This window comes from Bordetella muralis (assembly GCF_054781015.1).
Window position 1 is genome coordinate 452,231 of sequence record NZ_BAAGVF010000001.1, and the last position, 18,611, is coordinate 470,841.

Below are 18,611 nucleotides of genomic sequence, written 5' to 3' on the forward strand. Positions count from 1 at the left end.
CTGATTCGGTGGGAATGTGGGGGATGGCCCCCGTAGTGGGGCGGGAGCCTTCATCGGGACCGTTTCCTGCCGGCCTCATGGCGCTGGCTCGGCCGGCGAGGGGAGCCTGTAGCCGCGGGCGGGCCAAGGCACCATAGCCAGCACGATTACCACCAAGCGTGAAAATGATGCGTCGGGCCATGTCCGGAGCCGACCTGCAGGCGGTCAGCATGGCGCAGCGCCTCGGCCAGGTAGGCCTTGGCGCGGCGGGCGGCCTCGGGGACATCGTCGATCTGCGGCAGCAGCGCGGCCAAGGCGGCTGACAGAGTGCAGCCGGTGCCGTGGGTGTTACGTGTGTCGATGCGATGGCCGGGCAGTTCGATCATCCGGTCGCCGTCATGCAGCAGGTCGATGGTGTCGTTGCCCGGCAGGTGGCCGCCTTTTAGCAGCACCCAGCGCTGCCCGGAATACGCCATGATGTTGCGCAGCCGCTCGGCGACGCGGCGCATTTCCTTGACGGTTTCGACGGGGCGTTCATCCAGCAGTACACCGGCCTCGGGCAGATTGGGCGTCAACATGGTGGCGTGCGGCAACAGGGCCTCGCGCAGGGCGCCGACGGCATCGCGCTCGAGCAGGTGATCGCCGCTCTTGGCGACCATGACCGGATCCAGGACGACGTGAGCGGGTAGCCATTTGGCCAATTTTTCCGCTACGACAAGGGTCACCGGACGTTGACCGAGCATGCCGATCTTGACCGCGTCGATGCGGACATCGGCAAAGAGCGTGTCGATCTGCAGGCCGACGAACTCGGGCGGCACGGGGGCGATGCCGGTGACGCCTTGGGTATTCTGTGCGGTGAGGGCGGCGATGACCGCGCATCCGTAGGCGCCCAGTGCACTCATGGCTTTGACGTCGGCCAGCACGCCGGCGCCGCCGGACGGGTCTACGCCAGCGATGCTGAGCGCGTTGGGAATCGGCCGGCTGCCGGCCTGCGACGTACTCATTGCGTATTGGCCGGGGCGGCGGTGATCAGGCCTTCGGTGGGCGAGCTGGGCGCGCCGCTGTACAGCTTGCGCGGCATACGGCCGGCCAGGAAGGCATCGCGGCCGGCCTGGACGGCGTTCTTCATGGCGCGAGCCATCAGAACGGGGTCTTTGGCGCCCGCGATCGCGGTGTTCATCAAGACGCCGTCGCAGCCGAGTTCCAGAGCGATGGCGGCGTCAGACGCGGTGCCCACCCCTGCGTCCACCAGCACCGGGACACGGGCCTGATCAATGATCAGGCGCAGGTTCCAGGGGTTCAGAATGCCCATGCCCGAGCCGATCAGCGAGGCCAGCGGCATGACCGCGACCACGCCGATGTCTTCGAGCATACGGCATTGGATGGGGTCGTCGGTGCAATAGACCATGACCTTGAAGCCGTCGTCGACCAGCGTTTTTGCGGCCTCCAGGGTGGCAGGCATGTTGGGGAACAGTGTGTGCGGATCGCCCAGAACCTCGAGTTTGACGAGGTCATGGCCGTCGAGCAGCTCGCGCGCCAGCCGCAGGGTGCGCACGGCGTCGTCGGCGGTGTAGCAGCCCGCCGTGTTGGGCAACAGGGTGAACTGCGACGGCGGGACATAGTCCAGCAGGCTCGGTTCGCCGGGATTTTGGCCAATATTGGTGCGGCGAATCGCCACGGTCACGATTTGCGTGCCGCTGGCGTCCAGCGCGGCGCGGGTCTGTTCGAAATCTTTGTATTTGCCGGTGCCTACCAGCAGGCGCGACTGGTATTCGCGCCCGGCGATGGTCAGAGTGTCTGGAGTCGTCATTGTGCAGCGTGCTGAAAAAGAATCCCGTGGCCGGGCGTGAGGCGACCGGCATCTAGGACTCCATGATAATCCACCTGCTCAATAACGCTACGACCCCAGGGCACTCCGGCGTTGCCGGTCGCGTATTGCGCTCCTGCCGCGCAAGGCATGCGCGGTGGCAAATTTGGGGGGCAATCACGTTACTGATTGATCATTGAGATGGCAGGCCGAGAAATGTCCGGGTGCAATTTCCTTGCGCAATGGTGCTTCGATACGGCAGCGTTCGTGGGCATGTGGGCAGCGAGGATGGAAATGGCAGCCGGGTGGCGGTTTGAGCGGGCTGGGCAATTCGCCTTTCAGCGCTTCGAAGCGGCGTTTGCCCGGTTTGATGCGCGGGACTTCAGCGAGCAACGATTGTGTGTAAGGATGATTGGGACGTGCGTACACTTCTTTGACGGGCGCTTCTTCCACGACGCGGCCGAGATACATGATGGCTACACGGTCGGAAATATGTTTCACCACCCCGAGATCGTGGCTGACAAATAAATACGTCAAATCGAGTTGTTCGCGCAGATCCATGAAGAGATTCAAGATTTGCGCCTGAATCGATACGTCGAGTGCGGCGACACTTTCATCGCATACCAGGAAATCGGGTTGCACAGCCAACGCGCGTGCAATATTGACGCGGGCGCGCTGGCCTCCCGAGAATTGGTGCGGCAGCCGGCGCTTCATCGTGGGATCGAACCCGGCTTTGCGCAGATAGTCATCTACATAGTCGCCCCGATTGCCTTTGATCAGACCATGGATGGCAGGGGCCTCGGCGACAAGGGTTTCGATATTCATGCGAGGATTGAGCGCAGCCATGGAATTCTGGAAAATCATCTGGGCCGACAGATCTGCATCGTGCAATGCTTTACCGTTCAGTTTCAGACGATCAGAACCTTTCCAGTACACCTCGCCGGAGGAGGGATTCAGTATGCCCGCCGCAATACGGCCCAGCGTCGATTTTCCGCAGCCGCTCTCGCCCACCAATCCGAGAACCTCGCCACGTTTGATGGAAAGGTCGACTTCATCGAGTGCATGAACGATAGGGGGGCGTTTCGCTATACCCAGTCCGATGGCGATCCGGGCTGCCAGATCGGGTTTCGCGCCAAAGCGCATCGAAATCTTGCGCAGGTCCAGCAGCGGCTCAGTATGGGAGTGAGTGGCCGAGACAGTCATGCGTACACCTTTTCGTAAGGGTGGAAGCAACGGTAGTAGCGAAGTTCGGTGCCTGAGGCTTCAGGTTGCTGGCGACAGGCGTCCGATGCCCGCTCGCAGCGGGTGCGAAATGCACATCCTTCGGGCATATTCGCCAGGCTTGGCGTGACACCGGGAATTTGGGCAAGCCGGCGTCCCTGGTTATTCTCCGAGGGAACCGAACGGATCAGCCCGCGGGTATAGGGATGGCTCGGCGTTTCCAGGACGGAAAAAACATCGCCCGTCTCGACAATACGTCCGCCGTACATGACAGCTATCCGGTCGGCCAGGCTGGAGACAATGGCCAAGTCGTGAGTAATCCATATCACCGCTGTTCCTTGTTGTTCAGTCAGTTTTTGGAATTCGGAAATAATCTGTGCCTGGATCGTGACATCAAGGGCGGTGGTCGGCTCATCGGCGATGATGAGGTCAGGGCGATGCAGTAGTGCAATAGCGATTGCCACGCGCTGGCGCATGCCTCCGGAGAATTCGTGCGGGTAGGCCTCCAGGCGTTCCTCAGGGCTGGGAATGCCGACCATGCCGAGCGCGTCACGTGCTCGTGCACGGGCTTCATGACGACTGATTTTCTCGTGGGCGTGCAAAGTCTCCATGAGCTGGACTCCGACGCGTAACACCGGATTCAGCGTCATCATCGGATCCTGAAACACCATGGCAATGCGGCGCCCGCGCAGATTGCGGCGAGTTCTCGCATCGGCGCGGGTCAAATCGTCCCCATTGAACAAGACCTGCCCGGAGGCAACGCGGCCTGGTTCGTCGATCAGTCCTAGAATGGAAAATCCCGTGACGCTCTTGCCGGAACCGCTTTCACCCACCAGGCCCAGCACCTCGCCGCGGTTGACCTGAAAGGACACCTCGTTGACCGCCCGCAGCGGCTTGCCGTCTTCGTCGGGAAACTCGGTCACGAGATTACGGACTTCTAATAAGGGAGTCATCGGGCCTTCCTCGGGTTGAGCACGTCACGTAAACGGTCACCGACCAGGTTGATCGAAACGATGGTGATGAGCAGGGCAATGCCCGGGTAGAAGCTGATCCAGTACAAACCCGACAGCAAATAGCGATAGCCATTGGCGATCAGCATGCCCAAGGAAGGCTGTGTGACAGATGCTCCCAGTCCCAGAAATGACAAGGTCGACTCCAGGCCAATGGCACGGGCCACTTGCATCGTCGCGATGACGATGATGGGAGCAACGCAATTGGGCAGCAGGTGACGAAGCAGTATGCGATGGCTTGGAATACGCAGGCAGCGCGCTGCCTCGATGAATTCCTTTCCTCGTTCGACGAGTGCGGTGCCCCGTGCGGTGCGAGCATATGTCGCCCATTCGGCCACGATAATGGCCAACACGACATTGGCTACCCCGTTGCCCAAAATGGCCAGCACCATTAACGCCATCAGAATGGTCGGGAAGGAAAGCTGCAGGTCGACCAGCCGCATGATGAAGCTTTCGGTGCGCCCGCCCAGATAGGCGGCAAGCAGTCCAACGGTGGTGCCGAGCAGGGCCGCGATCAACGCCGAGGCAATGCCGACGACGAGCGAAGTGCGTAATCCGTACAGGATGCCCGACAGAATATCGCGCCCCTGGTCGTCCGTGCCCAAGTAATACGGCACGCCATCCATGCTGGCCGACCCTGGCGGCAAACGGCCGTCGAGGATGTCCATCTGGGTCAGATCATAGGGATTCTGTGCAGAGATCCAGGGGGCCAGAATAGCGAGTAAACAGATCGCGATCAGCACGATGGCCCCCAGCAGCGCCGTGGGAGATGAGAAAAAACGCTTCAAAGCGGGGCCAATGCGAGGCGGCGGCGGTGCCGTCACGCTATCGGGGATATTCGTGCCGTCCGGCGAATTGGCAAGTCTAGTATTCATGGCGTCATCCTTTGCCTTCGAGGCGGACACGAGGATCGAGCAGGGTGTAGCAAATATCGATAATGAAGTTCAGCGAGACAAAAAGAATGACCATCATCATCAAATAGGCCACGATGACAGGCCGATCCAGCAGGTTGATGCTGTCGATAATGAGTTTGCCCATTCCGGGCCAGCCGAAAATGCTTTCGGTCACGACCGAATAAGCAATCAACGAGCCGAATTCCAAGCCGATGATGGTGACGACAGGGATCATCAGGTTCTTCAGTACGTGAACGAAAATGACCCGGCTCTCGTGCAGCCCCTTGGCATGGGCAAATTTGACAAAATCCTGCGCGATGACTTCCTGCACCCCCGCACGGGTCAGGCGAAGAATCAACGAGGTTTTGAACAACGCGAGATTCAATGCAGGCAGCAGCATGTGCGAGAGCCCGTTGGCCGTCAGAAACGACCAATTCACGCCCAGGAACATCACGGTATCGCCCCGGCCATTTGACGGCAGCCAACCCAGTTCTACGGCAAATACCAGGATCAGCATCAGCCCCACCCAGAACGTTGGCAACGAAAACCCGAAGATGGAGCCCGTCATAATGATTCTGGACGAGATTCTCCTGGGGTAAAGCCCGGCATATAGTCCCAGCGGAATTCCCACCACAATGGCAATGACCATGGCACAGAGCGCAAGCTCCAACGTGGCGGGCAAGCGCTCGATGATGACGTCGAGCGCTGGCTTGTGATAGACGAAACTATTACCGAAATTGCCCTGCGTCAGTCCATGCAGAAAGCTGAGATACTGCTGCCAGAGCGGTTTGTCCAGGCCAAGATTGGCGATGACCTGGGCACGTTCCGCTTGGTTCAGGTCGGGGTTGATGAGGATGTCGACGGGATTGCCAATGACGTTGATGCCAACAAAGACGATCAACGTCATCGCCAATATGACGAAGCCCGCCTGGATTGCGCGTCGGATGAGCGTAGTGACCATTGTCAATCCTGTGTTCGGTTAGTCGACGCTGATAGCCATGCCGTCGCGTTGCGGATCGGCTGCCCCTGCCGAAAGTCCGTTATCGATGCGTATGCCGTGCAGCGCGGCGAAGGCATAGGTCTGCGGCGAACGTACGACGCTGTAGCCTTCGCGGCTCAGTTCGTCGACGACGGAGCGGCGAATGCGATTGCAGATGTCGATCGAATTCGAAACGCCTACTAAGCGCGGCGCCGATACTGCTTCGTGAATCCCCATGCCGTAGTCGATCATGTTGATGAGACCCTGTGCCACCGTCGGAGCGATATAGCTGCCGCCGGGCGCACCGATGACGATGATGGGGCGGTCGCCTTCGAAGACGATGGTGGGGGCGGCCGAACTGGCGCGACGCTTTCGCGGGGCGATGGAAGCCGGCTTGCCTGGTCGAGGATCAAATCGTCCCATCAGGCCGTTGTACATGAAGCCCAGCCCATCCGTAATGGCGCCCGACGGGCTGCCCAGCGAATGCGTCATGGCGACGGCGTTGCCTTCCTTGTCGATGACCGAGATATGCGTGGTGTCGCGTTGAGACAGATCCAGCCGTTCGACATTTGCCCGCTCGCCACGTTTGATTTCATCGGCCAGTGCGGCCGCATGCTCCTTGGAAAGCAGCTTTTCCACGGGAACGTCGACATAGGCCGGATCGCCCATGTGAGCATCTTTGTCGATGGTCATGCGCTTCATGGCTTCGAAGAGTGTACGTACGTATTCTGTCGAACCGTGCCGCATGCTGGCGATGTCGAAGTTTTCCAGAATATGCAGCAGCTCAATCATCGGAAAGCCCGAACCCGGAGGCGGGCTGGAGGCTATACGTTTGCCACGGTAACTGCCCCATACGGGTTCAGCTCGGCTGACGCTGTATTGCGCGAGGTCGTCTCGTCCGATCAGTCCGCCGTGACGTGCAAAATCTGCCGCAATCTGCTGAGCGATTTCGCCGTGATAGAAAATATCCGATGAGCCGCTTTGAGCGATACGCCGCAACGTGTTCGCCAGATCCGGATTTTTCAGCCGATCTCCCACGCGGCGTAACGAACCGTCTTCGTGAAAATAAACGCGGCGTCCCGTTTCCGAAAAACGAAGTTTGTCTATAGTGTTGATCTGCCCATCGCCGCGTTGGTCTTTAGCCCAGTACCAATGCATGTGCGGGCGTATCATGAAGCCTTCTTCGGCGTAGCGAATTGCCGGCTGAATCAGGTCGGCCCAGTCCCAGGTGCCGTAATCTTTCAACGCGGTTTCGTAGCCCTTGAGTGCACCGGGCGTGCAGCAGGCCAAATAGCCGATTTCAGAGATGTTGTCTTTAAGAATGAAGCCGAAGCCGTCGCGGCTTTGTCCAACCAGTTTGTCGAGCCACATGTCCGGCGTCGCGGCAATGGGCGCCAGCGCGTAAAACTCGAGCATTTCATGTATGCCTCGCTTGGGCATGTAGACATGCATCGAACCAAACCCGCCGATGCCGGTCATCTGAGGATCAACCACGCCTTGCACGAAAGCGCATGCCAGCGCGGCGTCTACCGCATTGCCTCCACGCTCAAGTACCGCTGCTCCTGCCTCAACCGCTTCGGGTTGCGGGGCGACAATCGTTGCGTTGCGATTCATGCGCGCTTCTCCTTGAGTACCTGGGCAAGGAATTGCTTGACATGGCCCAGCACTTTGAGCCGATCGTGCGATACGCCAGGAACCTCATCAAAGGTCACCTTGACGCCGGCGGCTTCGAAGGATTTCTGCAGCGAACGCAAGCGTTCGGGCCGAGTCGAGCCTGGATCGTTGGCGCCGTCCATGTAGTAAACGGAACCGGGCTTGTGGGTGATTTCCCATGTCTCCAGATCCAGGGCGCCGACCACCATCTGGACGGGGACCTTTGCCAATGCCTCTATGTCTAGCGGACGGCCAAACTTTTCGGCCAGGTCGCGGGTGCCGATCCACCAGTCCTTTTCAGGATTGAGCAGCGTTACCGAGCCGGGGGCTCCGATGCTTGCGGCCCAGAGTTTTTCGGGATGCAAGAGGGCAAAACGATGCGTGAAATGCCCGCCTCCTGAAAAACCGAACATGGCAAATGTGGACCAGTCCTGACCATATTTGGCGGCCATTTCTTCGACCATGGACAGTACGACGTGGTCGTATCGGATGTCTCCTTCGACCAGGTATTTATAGCCAGATCGAGCGCCATCACCACGCACGTTGATCGGGAAAATGGGACACAAGATGGCGCAATCGTTGTAAAGCCCGAACTCGGAGAATCCATCGCGAAACTCGATCGCCGAGGTGCGTCCCGTACCGTGGACCGCTACGAGCAGATCAACTTTGCGGCCCTGCGCGACGGTAGGAGGGACATAAAGCAGCATGTGAAATCGCGGATCTGCAGTAGACGCGAAAATGGCCGTCTCGCCATAGTCATAAAAGGCGCGCGCGCGTGCCGCGGCCTCGCTTGTGCCAAGCTCTTGCATAGTTTCTCCAACGGAAAATTCGGATGTATTGCGGTGTTCGGGCGACACCGCAGGGGAGGCGGGACTGGCCTCCCCCGTTATTCGTTTTATGAATTATTTTTGTGCAGGGTCTGCGGGGCGTACTTCGTAGGCCATGGTGTACTTGTCGCTACGGGGCGTGAAAGCGATCTTCTTGCTCGCACCCATCACGACGTTCTCGTAGTGCATGGGCAGCAGCCAATGTTGGTTGAACGTCAGCTCCGATACCTGCTGCAGCAGCGGCTCGCGCTCATCGTCTTTCAGGCTTGCCGTGGCTTGATCGAGCAGTTTATTGATTTCCGGAACATTCACGCCGCCGCCGTTGTAGCGGCCCGTGCCTTTTTCCTTGTCCTGGCCTGCGACGAGCGCTATCGCGGGGTTCGATACCTCGCCCGTATTGACGCCCCATGACCCCAGGAACATGGAGTAGTCGCCGTTGGAGTATTTGCCCGAGTACACAGACCAGGGGACGACTTGAACTTTGGTTGCGATGCCGATGCGCGATAGCATTTGACCTACTGCCTGCAGAACTTCGCTATCGTTCACATAACGGCCCGATGGGCCATGAATGGTTAACGCAAACCCGTCGGGGTAGCCTGCTTGTGCCAAGAGCTCCTTGGCGCGGCGGGGATCGTATCCGACTGCCTGTACCTTGTCCGAGTGTCCAAAGAAGCCATTGGCGACGAATTGATCGGCAACCGTACCGTTTTTCTGCATGATGCGATCAACGATGGCGGGACGATTGATCGCCAGCAGCAACGCCTCACGAACGCGCGCGTCTTTGAACGGGTTTTTCTCCAGTGGGGACCCGTTTTTCGCGGTGGCAAACGGGGTCTTGTCTTTAGAGACATCCATGCCGAAATAAACGAAGCGCGTAGACTGGCCGCGGATGATTTGCAGCTTGTCGTTGCTCTCGACACGGCTAACGCCTTCGGCAGGCAGGTTTTCGATCAGATCCAGGTCGCCGGAGAGCAACGAAGCCAGGCGGCCACCATCATCGGGTGCCATGCGCAGAGTGACTTTGCTCCACGGTGCGGGGCCTTCGAAATAGTTGTCGTTGCGTGCCAGGACGATGCGGTCGCCGGGCGTGTACGACACGAATTTGAACGGGCCGGTACCGACAGCGGCTTTCCCGCTCTCGAAGTCTGCCACGCTGGCCTTCGCGTATTGCGAGCTGATGATGTGAATGCGGCTGAGCGAATTCAAGAGCAGGGGATCGGGCGTAGATGTTTCTACCACAACGCTGTAGGGGTCTTCGACCGTGACCTTGGCGATATTCCGTGTGTAGGCGGCGAACGCATGTGAGGGTTTATCTCTCGCACGCAACAGGGATGCAACCACGTCTTCTGCGTCGAACGTCGAGCCGTCATGAAAGGTCACCCCTTTGCGCAGCTTGAACCGCCAGTGCGTGTCGTCGATGACTTCCCACGATGTGGCTAGCTGCGGCTTATTTTCCGCGCGGCTTCCACGGTTGATCAGACTGTCGAAGATGTGGCGATTGGCCGCATTGTTCGGCGAATTGGAGTCCTCATGCGGATCCATGGTGGTGACAGGCGCCGCCATACCGATTGACAGCGTGGCGTCTTGCGCCATGGACGGGGATGTTACAGAAACGAGTAATGCCAATGCTGTGCCGGATACGACTCGGCGGGTCATCGCTTTGATCAATTCTTACTCCCTTGGAAGGCTGGCATCAGGCCAATGGTCAGTCTGAGTTCTTGTCGCTGCGGGGTGTTGAAAGCGGGTGATGAAAACAAAGGATTAGCTATATGTCAATGCAATTTTGTTATGTGTTTTGTCTAGTAAAACAGCTAATATCACCGCCAAATAGGAGGTGAAGATCGCATGAGTGACGATAAATACACTGTTGAATCAGTCGAAAAAGCCTTTGATTTATTGATGGCAGTCGCTCGAATGCCGCGATCTGGTGTGACAAAACTCGCGCAGAAAACGAACCTGGTCAAATCTCGGGCCTACCGTTTGTTGCATACAATGGAACAGCGGAAAATCGTCAAAAGAGACGAAAACAATGGTTATGTGCTGGGCGACGCCATGCTGGTACTCGGCATCACGGCCAGTTCTCAGATTGATTTGATCCGGCTTGCCACACCTATCCTGGAAGAGCTATGCCAACGTGTGAACGAAACGGTTCAGTTGCGTACGGCAGATGGCTTTGATGCCCTGTGCATTGCTAAAGCCGAGCCATCGAGAGACCTGCGTGTGCATGCCAATGTGGGGCGTAGACGTCCCTTGTATGCAGGATCGCCCAAATGCTTGCTGGCGTTTCAGTCTCGGGAGTTCATTGACCGGTGCATACCGGAACATCCCACTCCGCTAACGGATCTCACACCCAAGTCGCGACTTTTGATTCTGGATGAGTTAGCCAAAATCCGTAAACAAGGCTATTGCGTCAGCAGGGGCGAAGTCAGCGATCATCAAGTGTCGTGCGCGGCGCCGGTATTCGCTATCGACAACTCTATCGTGGCTTCCATCCATGTGGTCGCGCCCGCATTCAGGATCGGAGAGCCCGAATTGCAGCACATCATTCATTTGGTAGTGTCGGCCGCACAGCGTTTGTCTGCCGGGCTCGGCTGGAGCAAAGGGTAGCGGCCGTTTGCGGCGTGGTCGCCTCAACTTGATCAAGAATGGCTGCGCCTATTCTTGACGCTTCAGTGGGAGGTGTTTGAAGAGTCAGTGAGGGACCGTTGAGCGCGAACCTGATCCAGGTCCTCGCACAGTTTCTCGGTCACATCGATCAAGCGCGGCCCAGGCCGATACAACGCGTCAGCAGCCACACTGAATACGTAGCCCTGTTGCGCGGCCGGCAACCCATGCTGCTGCCAGGCTTGCAGATTGCTGCGTGCATCGTCGGGGCCGGCCGACCCAGCGACTACCGCGTCCGGCCGCGCCGCCAGCACGCTTTCGAGCGAAATCTGCGGCGCCAGTGTGCTGATGTCTGCAAAAGCATTGATGCCGCCGCACAGGCGCACGGCATCGCTGACGATACTGTGCCCGTTCAGCGTGTAAATCGGTTGCAGGCCGGCTTGAATGAAAACCCGCACCGGTGCGAGATGCGTGTAACGCGCCGATAACACGGCCAGCCGCGCACGCAAGGCCTCGGCAGCAGGGATCGCCCGCCCCTCGGTGCCGAACAGCCGGCCCATTGTTTCTACCGCGTCGGGAATCTCGTCCAAGGTCCGCGGGTCGCTGTAGAACACCGGCACTTTCAGGCGCCGCATGAGATCCGCCAGGGGATCAGGGACCGCTGGCTGCCAGGCGATCAGCAGATCGGGCTGCAGCGCGGTGGCGATTTCCAGATTCGGTCGCAGTGTGGTGCCGATGGAAGGCAGCGCGAGGGCTGCAGAGGGGTAGTTACTGCCCTGGGCGATGCCTGCGAGATAGGAGCCTGCGCCAGCCGCGTAGACCAATTCTGTCGCGTGTGGCGCGGCGGTGATCGCACGCCGCGCGGGGGCGGGCAGCGTGATGATGTGGCCGTGATCATCGCGCAGTGTGATCGTTGCGCGATGCGCCGTCGTCGCGACGTGTGCATCGGCCGTCGCTATTTGTGGTCGCTCCGAGGCCCTTGCGGCCACAGCGGTTGACGGGACAGCGGCTGCAGAGATCGTTTTTGCAGTCGTTGAGCCAACGTGGGCAGCAGCCTGCGGCACGGTTGCCGTGTCCGCCCGGGCAGACATCGTGGTCAAGCAGAGCAGTGTTGCCGCCAATGCCCGCCCATCCAGGCTGAAGAGCCTGGTGGCAATGGAGGCGGGCATGGCAGATCGCATCAGTAGCGGATCGTCAACGACGCCTGGACGTTGCGGCCAGCGGCCGGATACAGGTTATATGCACCCGTAGCGCCGGTGCTGCCCGAGCGGATGCCATAGGTCGCGTATTCCTTGTCAAACAGATTGTTCACCGCCAATGTGCCCGAGATGTTCTTGGTAAAGGCATAGCCGACCTTGCCGTTGACCAGGAAATAGTCATCCAGCTGCTTGTCGAACTCGTTGGCCTGGTCATTATCCATGCGTGCTTTGCCCACGTATTGGCCGGACAGGCTGATGAATAGCTTGTCCATGGGGCGCCACGTGGCCCCCAGGTTGGCCATCCATTTTGGCACCAAGGGCACGGTGTTGCCGGCCAGGTCCACGCCAGCGGCGGTGCCTGAGCGGAATTCGGCCTGCATCCAGGTGACGTTCGCATCCAGGCTCAAGCTCTTGGTCAGATCGTGATGGCCTTCCAGTTCGACCCCTTGGCGGCGCGTCGGATCCAGGTTGACGTTGGAGAACGTAATCGGGTTGTATTGGATCTCGTTGGTCAGGTCATAGCGATACCAGGTCAGGCGGGCGCTGGAGGTATCCGACTTCCACAAAATGCCCAACTCCTTGTCCACCGAGGTCTGCGGTTTGAGCGGGGTCGCGACGTACAGCAGTTCGTCGGAATTGGCGAAACGGAAGCTGCGGCCGACTTTGCCGTAGGCGCTGAAGCCCGCGCCGAGTTCCTGACGCAAGGCCAGTTGCCAGGCGCCCAGGTGGCGTGTCTCGTCGGAGTTGCCGCTGTAGCCGGACAGGGTTTCCAGCTGATCGTTGGCATATTGGCGACGGCCGCCCAGTGTGATGCGGGTCGTGTCGGTAGCCTGGATCTGAGCCTCGGCAAAGAACCCATGTTGGCGTTGTTTGGCGCGCCACTGATCCGGCATGGACGAGTACGAGTACAGATTGGAGGCGTCCAGGCTGCTGTCTAGCATGTCGGCGCCCACGATCAGCGCGTGTTTGCCGGCAATCGGCAACTGATAGCGGAGGCTGCCAGTGGTTTCGTCCAGGTCCTGTTCGCGAGTCGTGTCGCCGAAGCTGGATCCCGTGAAACCGGTCAACGACTTGTCGCGTTGGTTCAGGTCGGCATAGAGGGTGCCCGTGCCCAGGCGCTGTTCGATTTGCAAACCGAACGCGTCCGTCTTGGTATTGACGTAATCGTCGGGCGTGGACGTGCCGCGCGGATCGTCCTCATACTCGTTCAGACCGGTGGCGGGATCGACGCGGCGCGGGCCGGGCAGTCCGAGTTTCTGCGTGGTCGTGCGGGCATAGAGGCGGATTTCGCCATCGTCGTGGTGAAAGGCCAGGCCGACGCCGCCCCCGTCGCGGCTTTCGCGATTATTGTCGCGGTAGTTGTCGGTGCGCAGCGTTTGTCCGTAGACGTCGACAGTCACATGCTCGTTTTGCAGGCTGATGGCGGCATCCAATTGGTGCAGGCCGTAATTGCCCACCGTGCCGGTCACGCTGGCCGAGACGGGCTGCCCGCCGGGATTGCCGCGCTTGGTCAGGATATTGATTACGCCACCGGTCGTACCGCCGCCGTACTGGACCGAGCCGCTGCCGCGGACGATCTCGATGCGTTCAATGCGGTCCAGCGGCACCGTGCCTAGCGAGGGCGCCGACAGGTCATTGTTGTTTTGCGGTACGCCATCGATCAGGACCAGCGTGTTGCTGAACCCGGCAATACCAAAGCCGCGCAGGTCTATCTGCGCCTGCGCCGCTGCACCCGTGCTGTTGATCACGTGTACGCCGGCTTGGGTGGACAACAGCTCCTGTACCGTCATGGCGCTGCTGGTGCGGATTTGTTCCTGGGTCAGCACGGACACCTGTACGGGTTGATCGCGGGCCTCGGTGGGCACGCGCGAGGCCGTGACGGTGACGGTGCTGAGCTCCGGGGCAGCGGCCGCAGGGGATGTTTGATCTTGTTGTTGGGATTGTTGGGCGGCGGCCAGCGCGGGCACGGCGCAAATCAAGACTCCGGCCGCATGCCGGAAGGGGCGGGATTTCATCAGACAAGCCTCGGTTTGACGCGCGACCCCGCACGTCGTTCACGGTAATGGGCCGCACAAGGCGTCCCGGTGGGTGAACTGGCCGGTGTCGGGCTGCCATGCGGCGTGATGCAGCATGGGGACCGTTGCGGGGGCAGCACAGGCTGGGCGCGGCGCGCCTTCCTGTTTCCCGTTTACCTTCGGCGCATATTGCGCGCCAGAAGCACCAGTTCGGGGCCGCACTGTAGCATTCACAGGCAAAAAACAACCCGTTTTGTTACCATCAAGCGTCGGTTTTCGGGCATTTTTTGCCTTTTCGCCACATTTCCGAGATATTTCCGTGTCGTATCCCCGCCTGCCTTACCCGCCTTCGTCCTATACCCGAGGTGGCGATTTCGCCCGCCTGCTGGGTGAACGCATCCTGATCCTGGATGGTGCGATGGGCACCATGATCCAGCGCTACAAGCTCGGCGAAGCCGATTTCCGCGGTCAGCGTTTTGCAGATCACCACAAAGATCTGAAGGGCGATAACGAACTGCTGTCGCTGGTGCGGCCGGATGTCATCGACGAGATCCACCGCCAGTATCTGGAGGCAGGCGCCGATGTCATCGAGACCAATACCTTTGGCGCGACGTCGATTGCGCAGGGCGACTATGACTTGCCCGAGCTGGCGTATGAGCTGAATCTCGAGTCTGCAAAACTCGCGCGGGCGGCCTGTGATGCCTACAGCACCCCCGAGCGCCCGCGTTTTGTGGCGGGTGCGTTGGGACCACAGCCCAAGACCGCGTCGATTTCGCCGGACGTGAATGATCCCGGCGCACGCAACATCACTTTTGATGAGCTGCGCATTGCCTATATCGAGCAATTGAATGGTTTGTTGGATGGCGGCATCGACATTGTGTTGATCGAGACCATTTTCGACACCCTCAATGCCAAGGCTGCCATTTTTGCCGTCGAGTCCGTATTCGAGGAACGCGGCATACGCTTGCCCGTCATGATCTCGGGCACCGTCACCGACGCGTCGGGGCGCATTCTCTCGGGCCAGACCGTCGAGGCGTTCTGGAATTCCGTGCGTCACGCCAGACCCGTCACGATCGGCTTGAATTGTGCTTTGGGTGCGGCGCTGATGCGCCCCTATGTCGCCGAGCTCTCCAAGATCTGCGACACCTACGTCTGTGTGTATCCCAACGCCGGTCTGCCCAACCCGATGGCGGAAACGGGCTTTGACGAAACGCCGGCCGATACTTCGGCGTTGCTCGAGGAATTTGCGCGTGCCGGATTAGTCAATATGTCGGGCGGCTGCTGCGGCACGACCCCTGACCATATTCGCGCCATCGCCGATAAAGTCACCGCACTGACCCCGCGCGTCGTGCCCGATATTCCCGTCAAGACCCGCCTGTCGGGCCTGGAGCCGTTGAATATCGACGAGGAGTCCTTGTTCGTCAACGTGGGCGAGCGCACCAACGTCACGGGCAGCAAGATGTTTGCGCGCCTGATCCGCGAGGAAAAATACGACGAGGCCCTGGCCGTCGCGCGTCAGCAGGTAGAGAACGGCGCTCAGATCATCGATATCAACATGGACGAGGCCATGTTGGATTCGGCAGCGTGTATGCATCGCTTTCTGAATCTGATCGCGTCCGAGCCTGATATCTCTCGCGTACCCATCATGATCGACAGCTCCAAATGGGAGGTCATCGAGACGGGGCTGAAGTGCGTGCAAGGCAAGCCGGTCGTGAATTCGATCTCCATGAAAGAGGGCATCGATATCTTTCGCGAGCATGCCCGTCTGTGCCGGCGCTACGGCGCGGCTGTCGTGGTGATGGCGTTCGATGAACAAGGTCAGGCCGATACGCTGGAGCGTCGGAAAGAGATCTGCGGTCGCGCCTACAAAATTCTGGTCGAAGAAGAGCAATTCCCGCCCGAAGACATCATTTTCGATCCGAACGTCTTTGCCGTCGCGACGGGGATCGACGAACACAATCACTATGCGATGGATTTCATCGAGGGGGCGGGCTGGATCCGGAAAAATCTGCCTCACGCGCGCATCTCGGGTGGCATTTCGAACGTGAGCTTCTCGTTCCGTGGTAATGAACCCATGCGCGAAGCCATTCACACGGTGTTCTTGTACTACGCCATCCGCGAAGGCCTGACGATGGGTATCGTCAACGCCGGTCAGTTGGGGGTGTATGCGGATCTGGATGGGGCGCTGCGAGATCTGGTCGAAGACGTCATCCTGGATCGTGATCCCCCTGTTGGCAAAACCGATCCCGCTGATGAACGCACGCCCACCGAGCGGCTGGTGCAGTTCGCAGAGACTGTCAAAGGCTCTGGCGCGAAAAAAGAAGAAGATCTCGCCTGGCGCGAGGCACCGGTGCAAGAACGCTTGTCGCATGCGTTGGTGCACGGCATCACGGCATTTATCGTCGAAGACACCGAAGAAGTCCGTCAGCAGATCGAGGCTCGTGGCGGCCGTCCTATCGAGGTGATCGAAGGGCCGCTGATGGACGGGATGAATATTGTCGGCGATCTGTTCGGCGCCGGCAAAATGTTCTTGCCCCAAGTGGTGAAATCCGCGCGTGTGATGAAGCAGGCCGTGGCGCATCTGATTCCCTTTATCGAGGAAGAAAAACGCCAGATCGCGGCGGCCGGCGGTGACGTGCGGGCCAAGGGCAAAATGGTGATTGCTACTGTCAAAGGCGATGTGCACGACATTGGCAAGAACATCGTCTCTGTGGTGCTGCAATGTAATAACTTCGAAGTCGTCAACATGGGCGTGATGGTGCCCTGTGCGCAGATTCTGGAGAAAGCCAAAGAAGAGCAGGCCGATATTGTGGGCCTGTCGGGCTTGATCACACCCAGTCTCGAAGAAATGGCTTATGTGGCCTCGGAAATGCAGCGCGATCCGTATTTCCGTGATCGCAAGATTCCGTTGATGATTGGTGGTGCGACGACGAGCCGTGTTCATACGGCCGTGAAGATCGCGCCCAATTACGATGGTCCCGTCATCTATACCCCCGATGCCAGCCGTGCGGTGGGTGTGGCTGCGAATCTGGTGTCTGACCAGGCGCAAAGCTATATCGATGAGATCGCGCAGGAATACGAAGACGTCCGCCGCCGCCATGCGAATCGCAAGGCGACGCCGCTGATCTCATTGGCGGACGCACGTGCCGCGCGTCCGCAGATCGATTGGGCCAACTACACGCCGCCTCGTCCTAAATTCATCGGCCGCCGTTCGTTCAAGAGCTACGACCTCAGCGAGATCGCGAAATACGTGGACTGGACGCCGTTCTTTCAAACCTGGAGTCTGTTCGGACAATTCCCGGCCATTCTCGAAGACAAGGTGGTTGGCGAGCAGGCGAAAAAGGTTTATGCCGATGGGCAGGCGATGCTCAAGCGCATCATTGATGGACGTTGGCTGACTGCCAATGGCGCGGTGGCGTTTTATCCTGCCAATACGGTCAATGACGACGACATCGAAATCTATACCGATGAGTCGCGCAGCGAGGTGCTGTTTACCTATCGCAACCTGCGCCAGCAGGGCGCCAAGCGCGAAGGTGTCAGCAACAAATGCCTGGCCGATTACATCGCACCGAAGTCCAGTGGCGTAGCCGATTACATCGGCATGTTTGCGGTGACGGCGGGCTTGGGGATCGAGAAAAAAGAGGCCGAATTCGAGGCCGCACTGGATGATTACTCGAGCATTATGCTCAAGGCGATGGCGGATCGTCTGGCCGAGGGCTTTGCCGAATGCTTGCATGCGCGTGTGAGGCAGGACCTGTGGGGCTATGCGCCTGACGAGGGCTTGTCTAATGACGACATGATCGCCGAGAAATACGTGGGTATTCGTCCTGCGCCGGGATATCCGGCTTGCCCTGAGCATGTGGTCAAGACCGATATGTTCCGGGTGTTGGATGGTGCGGATATCGGGATGATGTTGACCGATAGTTATGCGATGTATCCGGCGTCCAGTGTGTCTGGGTTCTATTTCAGTCATCCACAGTCGCAGTACTTCAACGTGGGGACGATTGGCGAGGATCAGCTTGCTGATTACATCGCGCGTAGTGGGCGGACTGAGGAGGATGTTCGGCGGACGTTGGTTAGTAGTTTGGGGTGAGGGTTTTAGTGCTATTGGACGTCGATGCGGGGCAGTGGCTGCGTGGGGGCTTCACGTTGGCGGTCCGGCGCGCGGGCGCCGGACACCGCGTTCGTTCGTCTCGTCCGCGCCTTCGCGCTCCCTTCGACATCCACTCCGCTCGCCAACGAGGCGCCCCCACGCAGCCACTGCCCCGCATCGACTCGCAGTAACTCAAGCTCATCACATCGCTGGCACGGCTTTCTTGCTTGGCATTCTTCTGCATCAGCCTGGGTAAAGAGAAAGGTCTTGCAGGGCTGCGATGAGCGGGTGCCCTGCACACCCGCTCATCGCGTTCGGGATCTGCATGCGC

General features: G+C 59.4%; 13 protein-coding genes and 1 riboswitch. Of the genes, 2 read left to right on the forward strand and 11 right to left on the reverse strand.

What is annotated here, in order from left to right; all coding sequences use genetic code 11:
- Nucleotides 1-146: 146 nt before the first annotated feature.
- The 9 genes from thiD to ACYVIT_RS02120 all read right to left on the reverse strand — a co-directional run bounded on the left by thiD (nucleotide 147) and on the right by ACYVIT_RS02120 (nucleotide 9,962).
- The gene (gene thiD / locus ACYVIT_RS02080) at nucleotides 147-983 is read right to left on the reverse strand and encodes a bifunctional hydroxymethylpyrimidine kinase/phosphomethylpyrimidine kinase (protein ID WP_415808902.1); all 837 of its coding nucleotides are present in this window, start codon (nucleotides 981-983) and stop codon (nucleotides 147-149) included.
- Entirely contained in the window at nucleotides 980-1,789 is an 810-nt protein-coding gene (locus ACYVIT_RS02085; RefSeq protein ID WP_415808901.1) for a thiazole synthase, read from the reverse strand. The genes thiD and ACYVIT_RS02085 overlap by 4 nt, the downstream gene beginning before the upstream one ends.
- Before the next feature lie 174 nt (nucleotides 1,790-1,963).
- Nucleotides 1,964-2,989, reverse strand: a complete 1,026-nt coding sequence (locus ACYVIT_RS02090) for an ABC transporter ATP-binding protein (RefSeq protein ID WP_415808900.1) — start codon at nucleotides 2,987-2,989, stop codon at nucleotides 1,964-1,966.
- Nucleotides 2,986-3,960: an ABC transporter ATP-binding protein gene (locus ACYVIT_RS02095; protein ID WP_415808899.1), complete on the reverse strand. Its 975-nt coding sequence runs from the start codon at nucleotides 3,958-3,960 to the stop codon at nucleotides 2,986-2,988. The genes ACYVIT_RS02090 and ACYVIT_RS02095 overlap by 4 nt, the downstream gene beginning before the upstream one ends.
- On the reverse strand, nucleotides 3,957-4,892 hold the full coding sequence (locus tag ACYVIT_RS02100) for an ABC transporter permease (RefSeq protein ID WP_415808898.1): 936 nt from the start codon (nucleotides 4,890-4,892) through the stop codon (nucleotides 3,957-3,959). Before ACYVIT_RS02100 ends, ACYVIT_RS02095 begins: the two co-directional genes overlap by 4 nt.
- Nucleotides 4,893-4,896: 4 nt before the next feature.
- Nucleotides 4,897-5,871, reverse strand: a complete 975-nt coding sequence (locus ACYVIT_RS02105; RefSeq protein ID WP_415808897.1) for an ABC transporter permease — start codon at nucleotides 5,869-5,871, stop codon at nucleotides 4,897-4,899.
- 18 nt (nucleotides 5,872-5,889) lie between these two features.
- On the reverse strand, nucleotides 5,890-7,503 hold the full coding sequence (gene ggt / locus ACYVIT_RS02110) for a gamma-glutamyltransferase (protein WP_415808896.1): 1,614 nt from the start codon (nucleotides 7,501-7,503) through the stop codon (nucleotides 5,890-5,892).
- Nucleotides 7,500-8,351: an alpha/beta hydrolase gene (locus ACYVIT_RS02115; RefSeq protein WP_415808895.1), complete on the reverse strand. Its 852-nt coding sequence runs from the start codon at nucleotides 8,349-8,351 to the stop codon at nucleotides 7,500-7,502. Before ACYVIT_RS02115 ends, ggt begins: the two co-directional genes overlap by 4 nt.
- Nucleotides 8,352-8,444: 93 nt before the next feature.
- Nucleotides 8,445-9,962 carry an ABC transporter substrate-binding protein gene (locus ACYVIT_RS02120; RefSeq protein WP_415808894.1) on the reverse strand — a complete coding sequence of 506 codons (1,518 nt, stop codon included), beginning with the start codon at nucleotides 9,960-9,962 and terminating at the stop codon, nucleotides 8,445-8,447.
- Nucleotides 9,963-10,214: 252 nt separating this feature from the next.
- Between ACYVIT_RS02120 and ACYVIT_RS02125 the strand changes: the two genes are divergently transcribed.
- Nucleotides 10,215-10,976, forward strand: coding sequence for an IclR family transcriptional regulator (locus tag ACYVIT_RS02125; protein WP_415808893.1), 762 nt, complete (start codon nucleotides 10,215-10,217; stop codon nucleotides 10,974-10,976).
- Between the two features lie 62 nt (nucleotides 10,977-11,038).
- Here ACYVIT_RS02125 and ACYVIT_RS02130 read toward each other — a convergent pair whose 3' ends face one another.
- Complete coding sequence (locus ACYVIT_RS02130; RefSeq protein WP_415808892.1) at nucleotides 11,039-12,142, reverse strand: cobalamin-binding protein; 1,104 nt, start codon at nucleotides 12,140-12,142, stop codon at nucleotides 11,039-11,041.
- 11 nt (nucleotides 12,143-12,153) lie between these two features.
- Nucleotides 12,154-14,187 carry a TonB-dependent receptor gene (locus tag ACYVIT_RS02135; RefSeq protein WP_415808891.1) on the reverse strand — a complete coding sequence of 678 codons (2,034 nt, stop codon included), beginning with the start codon at nucleotides 14,185-14,187 and terminating at the stop codon, nucleotides 12,154-12,156.
- A 63-nt stretch (nucleotides 14,188-14,250) separates the two neighbouring features.
- Nucleotides 14,251-14,412: riboswitch (cobalamin riboswitch) on the reverse strand.
- Nucleotides 14,413-14,506: 94 nt separating this feature from the next.
- Between ACYVIT_RS02135 and metH the strand changes: the two genes are divergently transcribed.
- The gene (gene metH, locus ACYVIT_RS02140) at nucleotides 14,507-18,280 is read left to right on the forward strand and encodes a methionine synthase (protein WP_415808890.1); all 3,774 of its coding nucleotides are present in this window, start codon (nucleotides 14,507-14,509) and stop codon (nucleotides 18,278-18,280) included.
- Nucleotides 18,281-18,611: the final 331 nt, after the last annotated feature.